Below are 19,163 nucleotides of genomic sequence, written 5' to 3'. Positions count from 1 at the left end.
AGGATGGAGGAATCTTATGGTATTACAACGACATGAAATAAATGAAAAAGATACATGGGATCTTTCGACAATCTACCCAACAGACCAGGCTTGGGAAGAAGCCTTGAAAGACTTATCTGAAAAAGTACAAACAGCAACTCAGTATGAGGGGCATCTCTTGGATAGCGCAGACAGTTTGCTTGAGATTACAGAATTCTCACTTGACTTGGAACGCCAAGTTGAAAAGCTTTATGTCTATGCACATATGAAAAATGACCAGGACACGCGTGAAGCCAAGTATCAAGAGTACTATGCTAAGGCAATGACTCTATACAGTCAGTTAGAACAAGTCTTTTCATTCTATGAACCTGAGTTTATGGAGATTAGCGAAGAGCAGTATGTGGCTTTTCTAGAAGCTCAACCAAAACTCCAAGTTTACAAACACTTTTTTGACAAGCTCTTGCAAAAGAAAGACCATGTTCTTTCGCAACGTGAGGAAGAATTGCTTGCTGGAGCAGGAGAAATCTTTGGCGCTGCTAGTGAAACCTTCGCTATTTTGGACAATGCGGATATTAGCTTCCCATACGTGCTTGATGACGAAGGCAATGAAGTGCAACTCTCACATGGTACTTACATCCGTTTGATGGAGTCTAAAAACCGTGAAGTGCGTCGTGGTGCCTATGAAGCCCTTTATGCGACTTACGAGCAATTCCAACACACTTACGCTAAGACTTTGCAGACAAATGTTAAGGTGCAAAACTACCGTGCCAAAGTTCGCAACTATAAGAGCGCTCGCCATGCAGCTCTCGCAGCAAACTTTGTTCCAGAAAGTGTCTATGACAATCTAGTAGCAGCAGTTCGCAAGCATTTGCCACTCTTGCATCGATACCTAGAACTTCGTTCTAAAATCTTGGGTGTTTCTGATCTCAAGATGTACGATGTCTACACACCACTATCTTCAGTAGAATACAGCTTTACTTATGAGGAAGCCTTGAAAAAGGCAGAAGAAGCCTTGGCAGTTTTGGGAGATGACTACTTGAGCCGTGTTAAACGTGCCTTCAGCGAGCGTTGGATTGATGTCTATGAAAACCAAGGCAAGCGTTCTGGTGCCTACTCTGGTGGTTCTTATGATACTAATGCCTTTATGCTTCTAAACTGGCAGGACAATCTAGACAATCTCTTTACCCTTGTCCATGAGACAGGTCACAGTATGCACTCAAGCTATACCCGAGAAACCCAGCCTTATGTTTACGGGGATTACTCTATCTTCTTGGCTGAAATTGCCTCAACCACAAACGAAAATATCTTGACAGAGAAATTGTTGGAAGAAGTGGAAGACGACGCAACGCGCTTTGCTATTCTCAATAACTTCCTAGACGGTTTCCGTGGAACAGTCTTCCGTCAAACTCAATTCGCTGAGTTTGAACATGCTATCCACCAAGCAGAACAAAATGGAGAAGTCTTGACAAGTGATTTCCTCAATAAACTCTACGCTGACTTGAACCAAGAGTACTATGGACTCAGCAAGGAAGACAATCCTCAGATCCAATACGAGTGGGCACGCATTCCACACTTCTACTATAACTACTATGTTTACCAGTATTCAACTGGTTTTGCAGCTGCTTCAGCCTTGGCTGAGAAGATTGTCCATGGTAGTCAAGAAGATCGTGACCGCTATATCGACTACCTCAAGGCAGGTAAGTCTGACTATCCGCTCAATGTTATGAGAAAAGCGGGAGTGGATATGGAGAAGGAAGACTATCTTAATGACGCATTTGCAGTCTTTGAACGTCGCTTGAATGAGTTTGAAGCCCTTGTTGAAAAATTGGGATTGGCTTAAGATGGTAGAGTCTTACAGTAAAAATGCCAACCATAACATGCGTCGTCCCGTCGTCAAGGAAGAAATCGTAGAACTCATGCGCCAGCGTCAAAAGCAGGTGACAGGCTCCCTGAAAGAATTGGAGACCTTCGCTCGTAAGGAAAATATTCCCATTATTCCCCATGAAACGGTCGCCTACTTCCGTTTTCTCATGGAAACTATGCAACCCAAGAACATTTTGGAAATTGGAACAGCTATCGGTTTTTCAGCACTTTTGATGGCGGAACATGCGCCAGATGCTAAGATTACAACGATTGACCGTAATCCTGAGATGATTGGTTTTGCCAAGGAAAACTTTGCCCAGTTTGACAGGCGTCAGCAAATCACCCTCTTAGAGGGAGATGCAGTCGATGTTTTATCTAGTCTGACAGAAACTTATGACTTTGTCTTTATGGATTCGGCCAAGTCCAAGTATTTCGTCTTTCTACCAGAAATCCTCAAACACTTGGAAGTCGGTGGAGTGGTGGTTTTGGATGATATTTTCCAAGGAGGAGATATTGCCAAGGATATCATGGAAGTCCGCCGTGGTCAACGCACCATTTATAAAGGTTTGCAGAGACTTTTCGACGCAACTTTAGACAATCCAGGTCTAACAGCGACTCTAGTTCCACTTGGGGACGGTATTCTCATGCTGAGAAAGAATGTGGCAGATGTGCAGCTTCCTGAGAGTAAATAATTTTTAGAAAAATTTAAGACAATTTAGTAAAATAGAGAAGGTAACTTACCATAAAAGGAGTAAACATGAAGAAAAAACTATTGGCAGGAGCCATTACATTATTATCTGTAGCGACTTTGGCTGCTTGTTCAAAAAGTTCTGAAGGGGCTGACCTCATCAGCATGAAGGGTGATGTCGTCACTGAACACCAATTTTATGAACAAGTCAAAAACAATCCAACTGCGCAACAAGTCTTGCTTAATATGACCATCCAAAAAGTATTTGAAAAACAATATGGTTCAGAAGTGACTGACAAAGAGGTGGATGATGCCGTTGCTGAGGAACAAAAGAAATACGGCGATAGCTACAACAGCGTACTTCAACGTGCGGGTATGACTCCTGAGACTCGTAAAGCTCAAATTCGCACAAGTAAGTTGGTCGAATTGGCAGTTAAGAAGGCTGCTGAGAATGAATTGACAGACGAAGCTTACCAAAAAGCTTTTGAGTCTTATACACCAGACGTAACAGCTCAGATCATCCGTATGGATAATGAAGACAAGGCAAAAGAAGTGCTTGAAAAAGCAAAAGCAGCAGGAGCTGATTTTGCTCAGTTGGCAAAAGACAACTCAAATGATGACAAGACAAAAGAAAATGGTGGCGAAATCACTTTTGACTCAGCTTCTACAGAACTTCCAGAACAAGTCAAGAAGGCAGCCTTTGCCTTGGATGTGAATGGTATCTCTGATGTTATCACAGCGACTGGAACACAAGCCTACAGTACCCAATACTACATTATTAAGCTAACCAAGAAAACAGAAAAATCATCAAACCTAGATGACTACAAAGAAAAATTGAAAACGGTCATCCTGGCTCAGAAACAAAACGATTCATCTTTCGTTCAGAGCGTTATCGGAAAAGAATTCCAAGCTGCCAATATTAAAGTGAAAGATCCTGTTTTCCAAAATATCTTTGCCCAATACGTTGGTGGTACAGACTCAAACTCAAGCAGTAGCTCATCAGCAGAATAAAAAAGAAAATACAAACTTTGTCTTGAAGTTTGTATTTTTTAGTAATCAGTTTCGGCCAAAGAGCAAAATTCGAAGGATTGGAGTATAAGAGTTTTTTTCTTTCTGAAAAAATGGTATAATAGCAATCAAAACTAGAAAATAAAACGGAATTAGGAACAGTTTTCTCTGTTTCTATTAGATTGGTGACATATGAAAATTAGTAAAAGGCACCTATTGAACTATTCCATTTTGATTCCTTACCTCCTTTTATCGATTTTGGGTCTAATTGTTGTTTACTCAACGACGAGTGCTACCTTGATCCAAGAAGGGAAAAGTGCTCTTCAGTTAGCTCGGAACCAAGGAATGTTTTGGGTAGTTAGTTTGGTTTTGATTGCCTTAATTTATAAACTGAAACTTGGTTTTTTAAGAAATGAACGCTTGATTTTTATCGTTATGTTTGTAGAGATGATTCTCCTAGCTTTGGCTCGGCTAATTGGAACACCCGTCAATGGTGCCTACGGTTGGATTTCTGTAGGACCTGTAACGATTCAGCCTGCAGAGTATCTTAAGATTATCATTATTTGGTACCTAGCCCATCGATTCTCAAAACAGCAAGATGAGATAGCTGTTTATGATTTCCAAGTCTTGACTCAGAATCAGTGGTTGCCTCGAGCTTTTAACGACTGGCGTTTCGTTTTACTGGTTTTGATTGGTAGTCTGGGAATTTTCCCTGACTTGGGAAATGCGACCATTCTGGTCTTGGTGTCGCTGCTTATGTACACTGTCAGTGGAATTGCCTATCGTTGGTTCTCGACTATTCTAACTCTCTTAGCAGGAAGTTCCATTTTAGTCTTGTCTGTCATTCGTCTTGTTGGCGTTGAGAAGTTTTCTCAAATTCCGGTATTTGGTTACGTTGCTAAACGTTTCAGTGCCTTCTTTAATCCTTTTAATGACTTGGCAGGCGCTGGACACCAGCTTGCAAATTCTTACTATGCCATGGTGAATGGTGGCTGGTTTGGACTTGGACTAGGAAATTCCATTGAGAAACGTGGTTATTTGCCAGAAGCCCATACGGATTTCGTCTTTTCGATTGTCATCGAGGAATTTGGATTTGTAGGAGCGGGTATGATTTTGGCACTCCTCTTCTTCTTGATTTTGAGAATCATTCTAGTTGGTATTCGAGCTAAGGATCCCTTTAACTCCATGGTTGCTATCGGTGTCGGGGGGATGATTCTGGTTCAGGTCTTTGTCAATATCGGTGGAATTTCCGGTTTGATTCCTTCTACAGGGGTAACCTTCCCCTTCCTTTCACAAGGGGGGAATAGTCTCCTAGTCTTATCTGTAGCCATTGCCTTTGTACTAAATATCGATGCTAGTGAAAAACGTGCCAAACTTATCAGAGAATATGAAGGTCAAACTTCTGTTACTCTATAAGGATTGAATGGAAAGGAAAGTTTATGTCACTTCAAAAATTAGAAAACTATAGCAATAAAGCCGTCGTCCAAGAAGAAGTCTTGATTTTGACAGAGCTGTTAGAAGACATCACTAAAAATATGCTAGCGCCAGAGACTTTTGATAAAATCATGCAGTTGAAGGACTTGTCTACAAGCGAAAACTATCAAGGACTCAATAAATTGGTGACCAGCCTTTCAAACGAGGAAATGATCTATATTTCTCGCTATTTCTCAATCCTTCCACTTTTGATTAATATCTCTGAGGATGTGGACTTAGCCTATGAGATCAATCACCAAAATAATGTGGACCAAGACTATCTAGGAAAACTGTCAACAACTATTAAGATGGTGGCTGAAAAAGAAAACGCGGCTGCAATTTTGGAGCAGCTGAATGTAGTTCCAGTTTTGACGGCCCATCCAACACAAGTACAACGTAAGAGTATGCTGGACTTGACCAATCATATCCACACTCTCCTACGTAAGTACCGTGATGTCAAACTTGGCTTGATTAATAAAGAAAAGTGGCACACCGATCTTCGTCGTTACATTGAAATTATCATGCAAACCGACATGATTCGTGAGAAGAAATTGAAAGTAACCAACGAAATCACCAACGTGATGGAGTACTACCAAAGTTCTTTCCTGAATGCTGTTCCACGTTTGACGGCTGAGTATAAAAAATTAGCTAAAGAACAAGGTATCGAGCTCCAACATCCAAAACCGATTACAATGGGGATGTGGATCGGAGGAGACCGTGATGGAAATCCTTTCGTAACAGCGGAAACCCTCAACAAATCAGCCTTGACTCAGTGCGAAGTCATCATGAACTACTACGATGAGAAGATTTATAACCTCTATCGTGAATTCTCACTTTCAACCAGTATTGTGAATGTTAGTGACAAGGTTCGTGAGATGGCGCTCAAGTCTCAAGATAATTCCATTTATCGTGAAAAAGAACTCTATCGTCGTGCTCTTTTTGACATCCAAGCTAAGATGCAGGCAACCAAGACCTATCTTATCGAAGATAAGGATGTTCATCCAAGATATGCTACCGCAGATGAATTTTACCAAGATTTATTGGCCATCCGAGATTCTCTATTAGAGAACAAAGGTGAGTACCTGATTTCAGGAGAATTTGTAGAGTTGATGCAGGCGGTTGAAATCTTTGGCTTCTATCTTGCCTCTATCGACATGCGCCAAGATTCTAGTGTTCATGAAGCCTGTGTGGCAGAATTGCTAGCATCCGCAGGTATCAACGACCATTATAGTGATCTTTCTGAAGATGAAAAATGTAGCCTCCTTTTAAAAGAGTTGGAAGAAGATCCTCGTATCCTCTCAGCCACTCATGCTGAAAAGTCAGAACTGCTTGAAAAAGAACTGTCTATCTTTAAAGCTGCGCGCAAGTTGAAGGATAAACTGGGCGAAAATGTCATTCGTCAAACGATTATCTCTCATGCAACCAGTGTGTCCGATATGCTAGAATTAGCCATCATGCTCAAGGAAGTTGGCTTGGTGGATGCCCAAAAAGCCCGTGTTCAAATCGTTCCCCTCTTTGAAACAATTGAGGACTTGGATCACTCAGAAGAAACCATGAGAAGATATTTCTCTCTTCCTTTGGCTAAAAAATGGATTGCTTCAAAAGACAACTACCAAGAAATCATGCTTGGTTACTCTGATAGTAACAAGGATGGTGGTTATTTATCATCATGTTGGACTCTCTATAAAGCACAACAACAACTGACTGCTATTGGGGATGAATTTGGCGTTAAAGTCACCTTCTTCCATGGACGTGGTGGTACTGTAGGTCGTGGTGGTGGCCCAACTTATGAAGCCATCACATCTCAACCGCTCAAGTCTATCAAGGACCGTATCCGTCTGACTGAGCAAGGAGAAGTGATTGGAAACAAATACGGTAATAAAGACGCTGCTTATTACAACCTTGAGATGTTGGTTTCTGCAGCCATTAACCGCATGATTACCAAGAAGAAGAGTGATACCAATACATCAAATCGTTACGAAGCCATCATGGATCAAGTGGTGGACCGTAGCTACGATATCTATCGTGATTTGGTCTTTGGAAATGAACATTTCTATGACTATTTCTTCGAGTCAAGCCCAATCAAGGCTATTTCAAGCTTTAATATCGGTTCGCGTCCAGCCGCTCGTAAGACTATTACAGAAATCGGTGGTTTGCGTGCCATCCCTTGGGTCTTCTCATGGTCACAAAGTCGTGTCATGTTCCCTGGCTGGTACGGAGTGGGATCAAGCTTTAAAGAATTTATTGATCAAGATCCAAAGAATATTGAGATTCTCCGTGACATGTACCAAAACTGGCCTTTCTTCCAATCTTTGCTTTCCAATGTGGACATGGTCTTGTCTAAGTCTAACATGAACATTGCCTTTGAATATGCCAAGCTCTGTGAAGATGAAGAAGTGCAAGCCATCTATTACACTATTTTAGATGAATGGCAATTGACCAAGGACGTTATTTTAGCTATCGAAGGTTATGACGAACTCTTGGCAGAAAACTCTTACCTAAAAGACAGTCTAAACTATCGTATGCCTTACTTTAATATCCTTAACTACATCCAGTTGGAGTTAATCAAACGTCAACGTCGTGGTGAATTGTCGGCAGACGAAGAAAGATTGATCCATACAACCATTAACGGAATTGCAACAGGTTTGCGTAATTCAGGCTGATATCTACAAACTTCCTCTTTTTTTAAGGGGAAGTTTTTGAATTGTTTAAAAAATTCTAAAAATAAGCTTGACAAGTAGTTGAAAAATGATATAATTTAAACATTCAGAAAGTAATCATGCTCGTTTTTTAGAGAGTCTGTGGTTGGTGGAAACAGATAAATGAAAGTGATGAAAATTGGGCTGAATGTACTTAAGAATTTGAAATCATAAAAATTCGGTGAGCACACCTTACAGTGCAACTCGTTATTGCGAGAAAGAGCGATAGGGATATTCCCTATAATTGAGGTGGCACCGCGCATCGACGTCCTCACACAAGTTTTTTGTGTGAGGACTTTTTTGTTGGAGGAGACTTATGGAATTTAAACGATGGCGTCGCTTGTTTTGTTGAAAAGAGCATTATACAAGTGATTTAAAGGAGAAAAAATATGAAAAATAAACGTTTAATTGGAATTATCGCTGGATTAGCAGTATTGGTAGTGGCTAGCTTGATTTATTCTTCAATGAACAAGCCAGAAGCTAAGGAAGAGCAAAAGGTCGCTAAGGTTGGTGTCCTTCAGTTTGTTAGTCACCCATCCTTGGACTTGATTTACCAAGGAATTCAAGATGGACTAGCTGAAGAAGGCTATAAGGACGACCAAGTAAAAATCGACTTTATGAACTCTGAAGGAGATCAGAGCAAGGTTGCAACCATGAGTAAACAATTGGTAGCAAATGGAAATGACGTTGTTGTTGGGATTGCGACACCAGCTGCTCAAGGACTCGCTAGTGCTACAAAAGATCTACCTGTTATCATGGCTGCTATTACAGACCCAATCGGTGCTAACTTGGTCAAAGATTTGAAAAAACCAGGTGGCAACATCACAGGGGTGTCAGATCATAACCCAGCTGAACAACAAGTAGAGTTGATAAAAACTCTCACACCAAATGTCAAAACAATCGGAGCTCTTTACTCAAGTAGCGAAGATAACTCAAAAACACAGGTAGAAGAATTCAAGGCTTATGCTGAAAAAGCAGGTTTGACAGTCGAAACCTTTGCAGTTCCTTCAACTAACGAAATTGCTTCAACTGTTAATGTTATGACCAGCAAGGTCGATGCAATTTGGGTTCCAATTGACAACACCATCGCATCCGCATTCTCAACAGTTGTTTCAAGTAACCAAACAGCTAAAAAACCAATCTACCCAAGTGCTACTGCCATGGTAGAAGCAGGTGGGCTAGCATCTGTAGTAGTTGATCAACACGATCTTGGAGTGGCTACTGGTAAAATGATTGCCAAAGTTTTGAAAGGTGAAAAACCAGCTGATACTCCAGTTAATGTCTTTTCAACTGGTAAGTCAGTGATTAACAAAAAACTAGCGCAGGAACTTGGTATCACCATTCCTGAGTCTGTTCTAAAAGAAGCAGGACAAGTGATAGAATAAAGATAAAGGAGGAGCTGGGGACATCTCCTCCCATTTTTACTAAAGAAAGAAATGAGTGAAAGATTATGATAGTATCCATTATTTCTCAGGGAATGGTCTGGGCGATTCTAGGTTTGGGAATCTTTATGACTTTCCGAATTTTGAATTTCCCTGATATGACTACTGAAGGCTCTTTTCCTCTAGGGGGAGCAGTAGCTGTAACCTTGATAACACAGGGAGTCAATCCGTTTTTGGCGACCTTGGCTGCAGTAGGAGCGGGCTGCCTAGCTGGAATGGCGACGGGTCTTTTGTATACTAAAGGAAAAATCCCAACCCTCTTATCAGGGATTCTGGTCATGACTTCCTGCCATTCCATCATGCTCATGATTATGGGACGTGCCAATCTGGGGCTTCTTGGAACCAAGCAAATTCAGGATGTCTTGCCTTTTGATTCAGACCTTAACCAACTTCTGACTGGATTAATCTTTGTAGCTCTTGTTATTGGCCTTATGCTCTTTTTCCTTGATACCAAACTAGGTCAGGCCTACATCGCTACAGGTGATAATCCTGATATGGCTCGTAGTTTTGGTATCAATACTGGACGTATGGAACTCATGGGCTTGGTTCTCTCAAATGGGATTATCGCGCTTGCAGGGGCCTTAATTGCTCAACAAGAAGGATATGCGGATGTTTCACGAGGTATCGGGGTTATCGTAGTTGGTCTAGCTAGCTTGATTATTGGTGAGGTTTTGTTTAAGAGTTTGACTCTGGCAGAGCGCCTCATGACCATCGTCGTTGGCTCTATCACCTATCAGTTCCTCGTCTGGGGAGTGATTGCTCTTGGATTTAACACAAGTTATCTTCGTTTGTACAGCGCCTTGATTTTGGCAGTTTGTCTCATGATTCCAACCTTCAAAAGCAAATACCTGAAAGGAGTCAAGTTTAGCAAATGACAGCAATTGTAGAATTAAAAAATGCCACCAAAGTCATCACGAATGACTTTGACGAGGAAAAAATCATTCTGAATGATGTTTCTCTTGAAATTTTCGAACATGATTTCATTACTATCCTAGGTGGAAATGGAGCAGGGAAGTCAACGCTTTTTAACACTATTGCAGGTACCTTACCTTTAACAAGTGGAAGTATCCGTATCATGGGCGAGGACGTGACGCATTTTTCACCTGAAAAGCGGGCTAAGTACTTGTCTCGTGTCTTTCAGGATCCTAAGATGGGTACGGCTCCCCGTATGACGGTGGCGGAAAATCTCTTGATTGCCAAGTTTCGTGGTGAGAAGAGAGGACTCCTTCCTAGAAGACTTTCAAGCCATAGGGAAGAGTTTCAGGCTACCATTGAAAAAGTGGGAAATGGCCTTGAAAAACATCTGGACACCCCTATAGAGTTTCTATCAGGTGGACAACGTCAGGCCTTGAGTCTCTTGATGGCAACCTTGAAACGACCAGAGTTGCTCTTGTTGGATGAACACACAGCAGCCCTTGACCCAAAAACAAGTGTGGCCTTGATGGAGTTAACAGATGACTTTGTTAGCAAGGATCATCTGACAGCCTTGATGATTACCCACCATATGGAGGACGCACTGAAGTATGGCAATCGTCTGATTGTCATGAAGGAAGGACGTATCATCCAAGACCTCAATAAAGAAGAAAAAGCTAAGATGAAAATTTCAGACTACTATCAATTATTTGAATAGATGAGTTAAATAATCATCAAAAAATAGAGAAGAGAAACTTAGAAGCATTAAAGTGTTTCTGAGTTTTTTTATCTCCTCTTTCTATCTAGAAAAATAAGGCAAAGAGAATTACGGAAAGCGTATGAAATGGTTTACTTTTTTTCAGAAATAAGCTATACTAGTTTACGTGAAACTATGATAACATGGAGGTATTGTGTATGGTTGACAAGCAAGTCATTGAAGAAATCAAAAACAATGCCAACATTGTGGAAGTCATAGGTGATGTAATTTCTTTACAAAAGGCTGGACGGAACTATTTAGGGCTCTGTCCTTTTCATGGTGAAAAGACCCCCTCTTTCAACGTTGTGGAAGACAAGCAGTTTTATCACTGTTTTGGATGTGGGCGCTCAGGAGATGTCTTTAAGTTCATCGAAGAATACCAAGGCGTGTCCTTCATGGAAGCCGTTCAGCTCTTAGGAGAGCGCGTCGGTATTCAACTAGCTATGCCTGTTCAGTCTCGTCCCCAACAAGCTTCCCCTCATCAAGCTCTATATGATATGCATGAAGAAGCTGCCCGTTTTTACCATGCCATCCTCATGACGACAAAGATGGGAGAAGAAGCAAGGGCTTATCTCTACAAACGCGGATTGACAGATGATGTTCTGAAGCACTTCCAGATTGGACTAGCTCCAGCAGAGAGAACCTATCTCTACCAACGTTTAGCTGACAAGTTTGAGGAAAAGGATTTATTGGATTCTGGCCTGTTTTATCTGTCAGATGGCAATCAGTTTTATGATACTTTTTTCGGACGGATCATCTTTCCTTTGACCAATGACAAGGGGCAGGTTATTGCATTTTCAGGTCGTATCTGGCAAGAAACGGATAGTCAGACTGCCAAGTATAAAAATAGCCGTTCGACTGCAATTTTTAACAAGAGTTACGAATTGTATCATTTGGACAAGGCAAAAAAGGGAACAGGTAAGATTACAGAGCTCTATCTGATGGAAGGCTTCATGGATGTGATCGCAGCCTACCGTGCTGGCATAGAAAATGCTGTGGCTTCCATGGGAACAGCCCTGAGCAAGGAGCATGTTGACCACCTTAAACGCTTTACCAAAAAAATTGTTCTCAGCTACGATGGTGACAAGGCAGGACAGGCAGCGACAGCCAAGGCTCTAGAGGAATTAAAAGACTTCTCAGTGGAGGTTGTTCGAGTACCTGATGCCATGGACCCAGATGAGTATTTGCAAAAGAATTCTGCTGAAGATCTGGCCTACCTCTTAACCAAGACACGTATCAGTCCCATAGAGTTCTATATTCACCAACTCAAACCTGAGAATAGTGATAACTTGCAAGCGCAAATCGAGTTCATTGAAAAGATTGCGCCCTTAATCGCCAAAGAAAAGTCTATCACTGCCCAGAATTCTTATATCCATATTCTGGCGGATAACCTACCTTCCTTTGATTACCAGCAAGTAGAACAGATTGTAAATGAAAGTCGAATTGTTCAAAGGCAGGAGAGGGTAAAGGAACATCTTACACCAGTAGGGATTAGTTTACCTGTGACCCGGCAACTGACAGCAGTTATGAGAGCAGAGGCTCATCTCCTTTATAGGATGGCTGAAAATCCAGTTGTGTTAAATGACTACCGATTAAGAGAAGATTTTTTCTTTGATACCCCAGAATTTCAGATTCTTTACGAATTATTAAGTGTAGAGGGACAAATCGGATCAGAGGAACTTTCTCACCAGACTCCTGAGGTTGAAAATGCTTGGTACCATGTGCTTAGTTTAGATTTGCCAGCTGAAATGTCGCCTCAAGAACTTTCTGAAGTCGAAGCGACTCGAAACCGTGCCCTCCTCAGCAAGGACAACTTAAGAATTAAAAAGAAAGTGCAGGAAGCTAGTCATGTAGGAGATACAGACACAGCCTTGGAAGAATTGCAACGATTGATTTCCCAAAAGAGAAGAATGGAGTAATAATGGCAACAAAACAAAAAGAAGTAACTACATTTGATGTGCAAGTAGCAGACTTTATTCGTAACCACAAAAAAACAGGAACAGCAACAGACGATGAAATCAACTCAAGTCTGGTGATTCCTTTTACCCTTGATGCAGACGGCATTGAAGACCTTTTGCAACGGATTCAGGATGCTGGAATTTCTATCACAGATAACGAAGGAAATCCAAGTGCGCGTGTGCTTAGCACAGAAGAAGAGCCAGAGCTCAGTGATGAGGATTTGATTGGTTCAACTTCTGCTAAGGTTAATGACCCTGTCCGTATGTATTTGAAGGAAATTGGGGTCGTTCCTCTCTTGACCAACGAAGAAGAAAAAGAATTAGCTTTAGCTGTTGAAGCTGGTGATATCGAAGCCAAACAGCGTCTTGCAGAAGCCAACCTTCGTTTGGTAGTTTCGATTGCGAAGCGATACGTAGGTCGTGGTATGCAGTTTCTTGATTTGATCCAAGAAGGAAACATGGGCTTGATGAAGGCGGTTGATAAGTTTGACTATTCAAAAGGCTTTAAGTTTTCTACTTATGCAACTTGGTGGATTCGTCAGGCGATCACTCGTGCCATCGCTGATCAGGCTCGTACCATTCGTATTCCTGTTCACATGGTGGAAACTATTAACAAGCTTGTCCGTGAACAGCGGAATCTTCTTCAAGAATTGGGCCAAGATCCAACTCCTGAACAAATCGCTGAGAAAATGGATATGACACCTGACAAGGTGCGTGAAATCTTGAAGATCGCCCAAGAGCCAGTATCTCTTGAAACACCGATTGGTGAAGAGGACGATAGCCATCTTGGGGACTTTATCGAAGACGAAGTGATTGAAAATCCAGTGGACTACACAACTCGTATCGTTTTGCGTGAGCAGTTGGATGAAGTCTTGGATACTCTCACAGACCGTGAAGAGAACGTTTTGCGCCTTCGTTTCGGTTTGGACGATGGGAAAATGCGTACTCTTGAAGATGTTGGTAAAGTCTTTAACGTGACTCGTGAACGTATCCGTCAGATTGAGGCTAAGGCTTTGAGAAAATTGCGCCAACCAAGTCGCAGCAAGCCCCTTCGTGATTTTATTGAAGATTAGAGTGAGGATGAACATGGCTTATACAGAAGAGCAAATTGAGGCTATTAAAACACGTATTTTAAATGCCTTGGAAGAAGTCATCGACCCTGAGTTGGGGATTGATATTGTCAATTTAGGTTTGATTTATGAAATTCGTTTTGATGGTGAGACAGGTCACACTGAAATTGATATGACCTTGACAACCATGGGCTGCCCACTGGCTGACCTTTTGACAGACCAGATACACGATGCGATGACAGATGTGCCTGAGGTAACCAATACCGAGGTTAAATTGGTCTGGTATCCAGCTTGGACAGTTGAAAAAATGAGCCGATACGCGCGTATCGCCCTAGGAATTAAGTAAAGAGTAAGAAAAATGTGAGAGACGATTGGAAAATAGGGTAAATTCCTCTTTTTCCTCTGGTCTCTTCTTTCTTTTGCTGATTTTCTGGAAATAAAATGGTATAATGAATGGTATGGAAAACGAAAAATTGCGTGTCAATATGCTAAGTTCAAGTGAAAAAGTAGCTGGTCAAGGAGTATCAGGAGCCTACCGTGAATTGGTACGTCTCCTACATCGTGATGCCCAAGATCAGTTGATTGTTACGGAGAATCTTCCTGTAGAGGCCGATGTAACCCACTTTCACACCATTGATTTCCCTTATTATTTATCTACTTTCCAAAAGAAGCGATCTGGGAGAAAAATTGGCTATGTGCATTTCTTGCCTGATACGCTTGAGGGAAGCTTGAAAATTCCATTTTTCTTAAAGGGAATTATCAAACGCTATGTTTTTTCCTTTTACAATCGAATGGAACACTTGGTGGTGGTCAATCCCATGTTTATCGAGGATTTGGTGGCAGCTGGTATTCCTCGTGAAAAAGTAACTTATATTCCAAACTTTGTAAATAAAGAAAAATGGCATCCACTGCCAGCTGACCAAGTAGCAAAACTTCGTCAGGAAATGGATTTAGCTGAGAATCAGTTTGTTGTTGTCGGTGCAGGTCAGGTTCAGAAACGTAAAGGGATTGATGATTTTATCCGTCTTGCTGAGGAATTGCCAGAAATTACTTTTATCTGGGCTGGTGGTTTTTCATTTGGTGGAATAACAGATGGTTATGAACGCTATAAAAAAATCATGGACAATCCACCTAAAAATCTAATTTTCCCCGGAATTGTGTCACCGGAACGGATGCGGGAACTTTACGCTATGGCGGATCTGTTCTTGCTACCAAGTTACAACGAATTATTCCCTATGACCATCTTAGAGGCGGCAAGTTGCGAGGCGCCGATTATGTTGAGGGATTTAGATCTATACAAGGTTATTCTCGAAGGAAATTATCGTGCTACAAGTGATGTTTCAGAGATGAGAGAAGCCATTCTCGAATACAAAGATCATCCTGAAAAGTTGAAAGACTTGAAAGAAAAAGCTCGCGAGATCTCCAAAGAGTACTCTGAGGAGCATTTGTTGGAAATCTGGTTAAAATTTTATCGAGAACAGGCTGCTTTGGGCAAAAAGTGAGGTAATTTATGCGAATTGGTTTATTTACAGATACCTATTTCCCTCAAGTTTCCGGGGTCGCGACTAGTATTCGGACTTTGAAAACTGAGCTTGAGAAGCAAGGGCATGCAGTTTTTATCTTTACAACAACTGATAAAGATGTGAATCGATACGAGGATTGGCAAATTATTCGCATTCCGAGTGTCCCTTTCTTTGCGTTTAAGGATCGACGATTTGCCTACCGAGGTTTTACAAAGGCGCTTGAAATTGCCAAGCAGTATCAACTCGACATCATTCATACCCAGACAGAATTTTCACTTGGTTTGTTAGGGATTTGGATTGCGAGAGAATTGAAAATTCCAGTTATTCATACCTACCATACCCAGTATGAAGACTATGTGCATTACATTGCTAAGGGCATGCTGATTCGGCCAAGTATGGTAAAATATCTGGTACGAGGCTTCCTTCACGATGTGGATGGAGTGATTTGTCCTAGTGAAATTGTGCGGGACCTTCTATCTAAGTACAAAGTCAAGGTTGAAAAGCGTGTTATCCCTACTGGTATCGAGTTAGCTAAATTTGAACGACCTGAGATTAAAGAAGAGAATTTAGCAGCCCTTCGATCTAAGCTTGGGATTAAAGAAGATGAGAAAATGTTGCTGAGTCTTTCTCGTATCTCCTATGAGAAGAATATCCAAGCAGTCCTAGATGCCTTTGTTGAGGTATTGAAAGAAGAAGACAAGGTGAAACTTGTTGTTGCAGGTGACGGCCCTTATCTGGACAGTCTGAAGGAACAAGCAGTGAAATTGCAGATCCAAGATCATGTGATTTTTACTGGTATGATTGCTCCAAGTGAGACAGCCTTATACTATAAAGCGGCTGATTTCTTTATCTCTGCTTCTACTAGTGAAACCCAAGGCCTGACTTATCTAGAGAGTCTAGCCAGTAGAACGCCTGTCATCGCTCATGGCAATCCTTATCTGGATAATCTGATCAGTGACAAAATGTTTGGAACCCTCTACTATGGAGAGCATGATCTTGCAGGTGCAATCTTGGAGGCCTTGATCGCCACTCCAGATATGAATGAGCAGAAGTTGGCTGACAAGTTGTATGAGATTTCGGCTGAGAATTTTGGGAAGCGAGTTCATGAGTTTTATCTCGATGCGATGATTTCAAATAAATTTGAGCAGGAACTACGTGGAGATGAGCCTATGACACAGCGATTCTTAAAAACTATTTTGTACCTACCTCAGCAGGCTGTTTCAGCTCCGGTTAAAGAGTCTAAACGAATATTAAAGGCTTCTAAAAAGCAGTTGTCTAGCATCCGAGATTACTGGAGAGATTAGTAAAAATAGAGGAGAATAAAATATGGCAAAAAAATTTATGAGAAGTGGTAGAGATCAAAAAATTGGAGGCGTTTGCGCAGGTGTAGCCCACTATTTTGATATTGACCCTACTATTGTCCGTGTGATTTGGGGCGTTCTTGCCTTTTGTTATGGGGCAGGGGTACTTGCTTACTTGATTTTATGGGTAATTGCACCTGTTTCTAGCGAATATTAAAAGAGAATCAGAATAGAATAAAGAGAAATAAAAAGGAGTCCAAATGGCTTTTGGAGATAATGGAAAACGTAAAAAAACAATGTTTGAAAAAGTAACGCTTTTTGTCGTGCTAATTATGTTGTTTGTAACCCTTGCTGGTATCTTTGCGACAGCGCTTGGAGCTTTTAGCAGATTCTAAGCAAGTTGCTAAGATAGAAACAATAACTAATGACTGGATTTTCCAGTCCTTTTTAAAGCGAGAAGAAAATATGAGTATGTTTTTAGATACAGCCAAGATCAAGGTCAAGGCTGGTAATGGTGGCGATGGTATGGTTGCCTTTCGCCGTGAAAAATATGTCCCGAATGGCGGTCCTTGGGGTGGCGATGGCGGACGTGGTGGTAACGTTGTTTTCGTTGTGGACGAAGGCTTGCGTACCTTAATGGATTTCCGCTATAACCGTCATTTTAAGGCCGAATCCGGTGAAAAAGGCATGACCAAAGGAATGCATGGGCGTGGTGCAGAAGACCTTCGTGTTCGTGTACCTCAAGGAACGACTGTACGCGATGCAGAGACAGGTAAAGTGATTACAGACTTAATTGAACATGGTCAAGAATTTATCGTGGCTCATGGCGGTCGAGGTGGCCGAGGAAACATCCGTTTTGCGACACCAAAAAATCCTGCACCTGAAATCTCTGAGAATGGAGAACCAGGTCAAGAACGTGAGTTGCAACTGGAACTGAAAATCTTGGCGGATGTTGGCTTGGTCGGTTTCCCATCTGTAGGGAAATCAACACTTTTAAGTGTTATCACATCTGCTAAACCAAAAATCGGCGCCTACCACTTTACGACAATTGTCCCTAATCTAGGGATGGTTCGTACCCAATCAGGTGAATCCTTTGCAGTAGCTGATTTACCAGGTTTGATTGAAGGGGCTAGTCAGGGAGTCGGTCTGGGAACTCAGTTCCTCCGTCACATCGAGCGTACACGTGTCATCCTTCATATTATTGATATGTCGGCTAGCGAAGGCCGTGATCCATATGAGGACTACCTAGCGATCAATAAAGAGCTGGAGTCATACAATCTTCGCCTTATGGAGCGTCCGCAGATTATTGTAGCCAACAAGATGGATATGCCTGAAAGTCAGGAAAATCTAAAAACTTTTAAGGAAAAGTTGGCAGCAAACTACGATGAGTTTGAAGAACTACCAGCCATCTTCCCTATTTCTGGTTTGACTAAGCAAGGTTTGGCGCCCCTTTTGGATGCTACAGCTGAATTGTTAGATAAGACACCAGAATTCTTGCTCTATGACGAGTCTGATATGGAAGAAGAAGCTTACTATGGCTTTGATGAGGAAGAAAAAGCCTTTGAAATTAGCCGCGACGATGATGCGACATGGGTTCTTTCTGGTGAGAAACTCATGAAACTCTTTAACATGACCAACTTTGACCGTGACGAATCGGTCATGAAGTTTGCTCGTCAGTTACGTGGTATGGGGGTTGATGAAGCCCTTCGTGCGCGTGGAGCCAAGGATGGAGACTTGGTACGAATTGGTAAATTTGAGTTTGAATTTGTAGACTAGGAGATCGATATGGGAGATAAACCGATATCATTCCGAGATGCAGATGGAAATTTTGTTTCTGCAGCAGATGTATGGAATGAAAAGAAACTAGAAGAATTGTTTAATCGTCTCAACCCTAAACGTGCTCTTCGATTGGCACGAGAAAAAAAAGGCAATGAGAAGGCTGATAGAGAAGAAAAATAGCCTATCAACATTGATAAAACAAAACCCCGTGATTGTATTCATCACGGGGAATTTTTTAGTCATTGAAGAAAAATGGTGGCGCAAATTTTTTAAGAATTTCAAAGCAAGTCTGTGCTTCTTCAGCGTTTTCACAGATAAGAAGGCAGACATCATCACCACATACGGTGGCAATGATTTGTTTAAAATTGAGAGCATCGAGAACAGCTCCAAACGATTGGGCAAGGCCTGGCAAGGTTTTGAGGACAACCTGATGCTGGACAGGGCGTAGCATGACCAAGCCATCTTCCATATAGTTTTCCAAGCGTTTTTCCCACTTGGAGATGGAGCCAGTATTTAAAACATAATAAGAATGATCTGCTTCGCGAACCTTTGAAAGGTTCATAGTCTTGATATCGCGTGAGAGAGTAGCCTGTGTGACTTGGATGTCGTTTTCAGCTAGTAAAGCTTGCAACTCTGCCTGTGTATGAATCTTATTTTTAGCTACAAGTGCACGGATGAGTTGGTGTCTATGTTCAGATTTATTCATATGAG

18 protein-coding genes and 1 other annotated feature are annotated in these 19,163 nt (G+C 41.6%); of the genes, 17 read left to right on the top strand and 1 reads right to left on the bottom strand.

What is annotated here, in order from left to right:
* The first annotated feature begins 16 nt into the window (after window positions 1-16).
* The 17 genes from pepF (at window position 17) to B7708_RS09920 (ending at window position 18,632) form a co-directional block, all read left to right on the top strand.
* Window positions 17-1,819, top strand: a complete 1,803-nt coding sequence (pepF, locus tag B7708_RS03220) for an oligoendopeptidase F (RefSeq protein WP_084973720.1) — start codon at window positions 17-19, stop codon at window positions 1,817-1,819.
* 1 nt (window position 1,820) lies between these two features.
* Window positions 1,821-2,534, top strand: coding sequence for an O-methyltransferase (locus B7708_RS03215; RefSeq protein WP_084973718.1), 714 nt, complete (start codon window positions 1,821-1,823; stop codon window positions 2,532-2,534).
* Window positions 2,535-2,599: 65 nt separating this feature from the next.
* A complete protein-coding gene (prsA, locus tag B7708_RS03210) occupies window positions 2,600-3,541 on the top strand; it encodes a peptidylprolyl isomerase PrsA (RefSeq protein ID WP_084973715.1) in 942 nt (313 codons plus the stop codon).
* Window positions 3,542-3,730: 189 nt separating this feature from the next.
* Entirely contained in the window at window positions 3,731-4,954 is a 1,224-nt protein-coding gene (gene ftsW, locus B7708_RS03205) for a cell division peptidoglycan polymerase FtsW (protein ID WP_084973713.1), read from the top strand.
* A 23-nt stretch (window positions 4,955-4,977) separates the two neighbouring features.
* Window positions 4,978-7,674 carry a phosphoenolpyruvate carboxylase gene (gene ppc, locus B7708_RS03200; protein ID WP_084973712.1) on the top strand — a complete coding sequence of 899 codons (2,697 nt, stop codon included), beginning with the start codon at window positions 4,978-4,980 and terminating at the stop codon, window positions 7,672-7,674.
* Window positions 7,675-7,769: 95 nt separating this feature from the next.
* Window positions 7,770-7,986 (top strand) — a binding site (T-box leader).
* Between the two features lie 113 nt (window positions 7,987-8,099).
* Window positions 8,100-9,095, top strand: a complete 996-nt coding sequence (gene trpX / locus B7708_RS03195; RefSeq protein WP_084973710.1) for a tryptophan ABC transporter substrate-binding protein — start codon at window positions 8,100-8,102, stop codon at window positions 9,093-9,095.
* A 65-nt stretch (window positions 9,096-9,160) separates the two neighbouring features.
* Entirely contained in the window at window positions 9,161-10,027 is an 867-nt protein-coding gene (locus tag B7708_RS03190) for an ABC transporter permease (protein ID WP_084973708.1), read from the top strand.
* Window positions 10,024-10,782 carry an ABC transporter ATP-binding protein gene (locus B7708_RS03185; RefSeq protein WP_084973706.1) on the top strand — a complete coding sequence of 253 codons (759 nt, stop codon included), beginning with the start codon at window positions 10,024-10,026 and terminating at the stop codon, window positions 10,780-10,782. The genes B7708_RS03190 and B7708_RS03185 overlap by 4 nt, the downstream gene beginning before the upstream one ends.
* A 197-nt stretch (window positions 10,783-10,979) precedes the next feature.
* Complete coding sequence (gene dnaG / locus B7708_RS03180; protein ID WP_084973704.1) at window positions 10,980-12,740, top strand: DNA primase; 1,761 nt, start codon at window positions 10,980-10,982, stop codon at window positions 12,738-12,740.
* Between the two features lie 2 nt (window positions 12,741-12,742).
* Complete coding sequence (gene rpoD / locus B7708_RS03175) at window positions 12,743-13,852, top strand: RNA polymerase sigma factor RpoD (protein ID WP_084973701.1); 1,110 nt, start codon at window positions 12,743-12,745, stop codon at window positions 13,850-13,852.
* A gap of 13 nt (window positions 13,853-13,865) precedes the next feature.
* Window positions 13,866-14,195: a metal-sulfur cluster assembly factor gene (locus tag B7708_RS03170; RefSeq protein ID WP_033585983.1), complete on the top strand. Its 330-nt coding sequence runs from the start codon at window positions 13,866-13,868 to the stop codon at window positions 14,193-14,195.
* A gap of 112 nt (window positions 14,196-14,307) precedes the next feature.
* Window positions 14,308-15,351, top strand: coding sequence for a glycosyltransferase family 4 protein (locus B7708_RS03165; protein WP_193431740.1), 1,044 nt, complete (start codon window positions 14,308-14,310; stop codon window positions 15,349-15,351).
* Between the two features lie 8 nt (window positions 15,352-15,359).
* Window positions 15,360-16,676: a glycosyltransferase family 4 protein gene (locus tag B7708_RS03160; protein WP_084973696.1), complete on the top strand. Its 1,317-nt coding sequence runs from the start codon at window positions 15,360-15,362 to the stop codon at window positions 16,674-16,676.
* A 22-nt stretch (window positions 16,677-16,698) separates the two neighbouring features.
* Window positions 16,699-16,890: a PspC domain-containing protein gene (locus tag B7708_RS03155; RefSeq protein ID WP_001074503.1), complete on the top strand. Its 192-nt coding sequence runs from the start codon at window positions 16,699-16,701 to the stop codon at window positions 16,888-16,890.
* 43 nt (window positions 16,891-16,933) lie between these two features.
* Window positions 16,934-17,068, top strand: coding sequence for a DUF4044 domain-containing protein (locus B7708_RS03150; RefSeq protein ID WP_000863854.1), 135 nt, complete (start codon window positions 16,934-16,936; stop codon window positions 17,066-17,068).
* Window positions 17,069-17,138: 70 nt separating this feature from the next.
* A complete protein-coding gene (gene obgE / locus B7708_RS03145; protein WP_000061651.1) occupies window positions 17,139-18,449 on the top strand; it encodes a GTPase ObgE in 1,311 nt (436 codons plus the stop codon).
* Between the two features lie 9 nt (window positions 18,450-18,458).
* Window positions 18,459-18,632: a hypothetical protein gene (locus B7708_RS09920; protein WP_038805106.1), complete on the top strand. Its 174-nt coding sequence runs from the start codon at window positions 18,459-18,461 to the stop codon at window positions 18,630-18,632.
* Between the two features lie 55 nt (window positions 18,633-18,687).
* Here B7708_RS09920 and B7708_RS03140 read toward each other — a convergent pair whose 3' ends face one another.
* Window positions 18,688-19,158 (bottom strand): arginine repressor, encoded by a 471-nt coding sequence (locus B7708_RS03140; protein ID WP_001043006.1) that lies wholly within the window; start codon window positions 19,156-19,158, stop codon window positions 18,688-18,690.
* Window positions 19,159-19,163: the final 5 nt, after the last annotated feature.

The sequence above is a fragment of the Streptococcus oralis subsp. dentisani genome, from assembly GCF_002096615.1.
In the GTDB taxonomy this organism is placed as follows: Bacteria; Bacillota; Bacilli; order Lactobacillales; family Streptococcaceae; genus Streptococcus; species Streptococcus oralis_U.
This window is presented reverse-complemented; position numbering and strand designations above follow the sequence as displayed.

What these genes read in the sequence shown, in the direction of transcription:
- dnaG (WP_084973704.1), top strand. Translation starts at nt 10,980, where the DNA reads ATGGTTGACAAGCAAGTCATTGAAGAAATCAAAAACAATGCCAACATT.
- B7708_RS03165 (WP_193431740.1), top strand. Translation starts at nt 14,308, where the DNA reads ATGGAAAACGAAAAATTGCGTGTCAATATGCTAAGTTCAAGTGAAAAA.
- pepF (WP_084973720.1), top strand. Translation starts at nt 17, where the DNA reads ATGGTATTACAACGACATGAAATAAATGAAAAAGATACATGGGATCTT.
- B7708_RS03155 (WP_001074503.1), top strand. Translation starts at nt 16,699, where the DNA reads ATGGCAAAAAAATTTATGAGAAGTGGTAGAGATCAAAAAATTGGAGGC.
- B7708_RS03140 (WP_001043006.1), bottom strand. Translation starts at nt 19,158, where the DNA reads ATGAATAAATCTGAACATAGACACCAACTCATCCGTGCACTTGTAGCT.
- obgE (WP_000061651.1), top strand. Translation starts at nt 17,139, where the DNA reads ATGAGTATGTTTTTAGATACAGCCAAGATCAAGGTCAAGGCTGGTAAT.
- B7708_RS03190 (WP_084973708.1), top strand. Translation starts at nt 9,161, where the DNA reads ATGATAGTATCCATTATTTCTCAGGGAATGGTCTGGGCGATTCTAGGT.
- B7708_RS03160 (WP_084973696.1), top strand. Translation starts at nt 15,360, where the DNA reads ATGCGAATTGGTTTATTTACAGATACCTATTTCCCTCAAGTTTCCGGG.
- B7708_RS03185 (WP_084973706.1), top strand. Translation starts at nt 10,024, where the DNA reads ATGACAGCAATTGTAGAATTAAAAAATGCCACCAAAGTCATCACGAAT.
- ftsW (WP_084973713.1), top strand. Translation starts at nt 3,731, where the DNA reads ATGAAAATTAGTAAAAGGCACCTATTGAACTATTCCATTTTGATTCCT.
- prsA (WP_084973715.1), top strand. Translation starts at nt 2,600, where the DNA reads ATGAAGAAAAAACTATTGGCAGGAGCCATTACATTATTATCTGTAGCG.
- B7708_RS03215 (WP_084973718.1), top strand. Translation starts at nt 1,821, where the DNA reads ATGGTAGAGTCTTACAGTAAAAATGCCAACCATAACATGCGTCGTCCC.
- ppc (WP_084973712.1), top strand. Translation starts at nt 4,978, where the DNA reads ATGTCACTTCAAAAATTAGAAAACTATAGCAATAAAGCCGTCGTCCAA.
- B7708_RS03170 (WP_033585983.1), top strand. Translation starts at nt 13,866, where the DNA reads ATGGCTTATACAGAAGAGCAAATTGAGGCTATTAAAACACGTATTTTA.
- rpoD (WP_084973701.1), top strand. Translation starts at nt 12,743, where the DNA reads ATGGCAACAAAACAAAAAGAAGTAACTACATTTGATGTGCAAGTAGCA.
- trpX (WP_084973710.1), top strand. Translation starts at nt 8,100, where the DNA reads ATGAAAAATAAACGTTTAATTGGAATTATCGCTGGATTAGCAGTATTG.
- B7708_RS03150 (WP_000863854.1), top strand. Translation starts at nt 16,934, where the DNA reads ATGGCTTTTGGAGATAATGGAAAACGTAAAAAAACAATGTTTGAAAAA.
- B7708_RS09920 (WP_038805106.1), top strand. Translation starts at nt 18,459, where the DNA reads ATGGGAGATAAACCGATATCATTCCGAGATGCAGATGGAAATTTTGTT.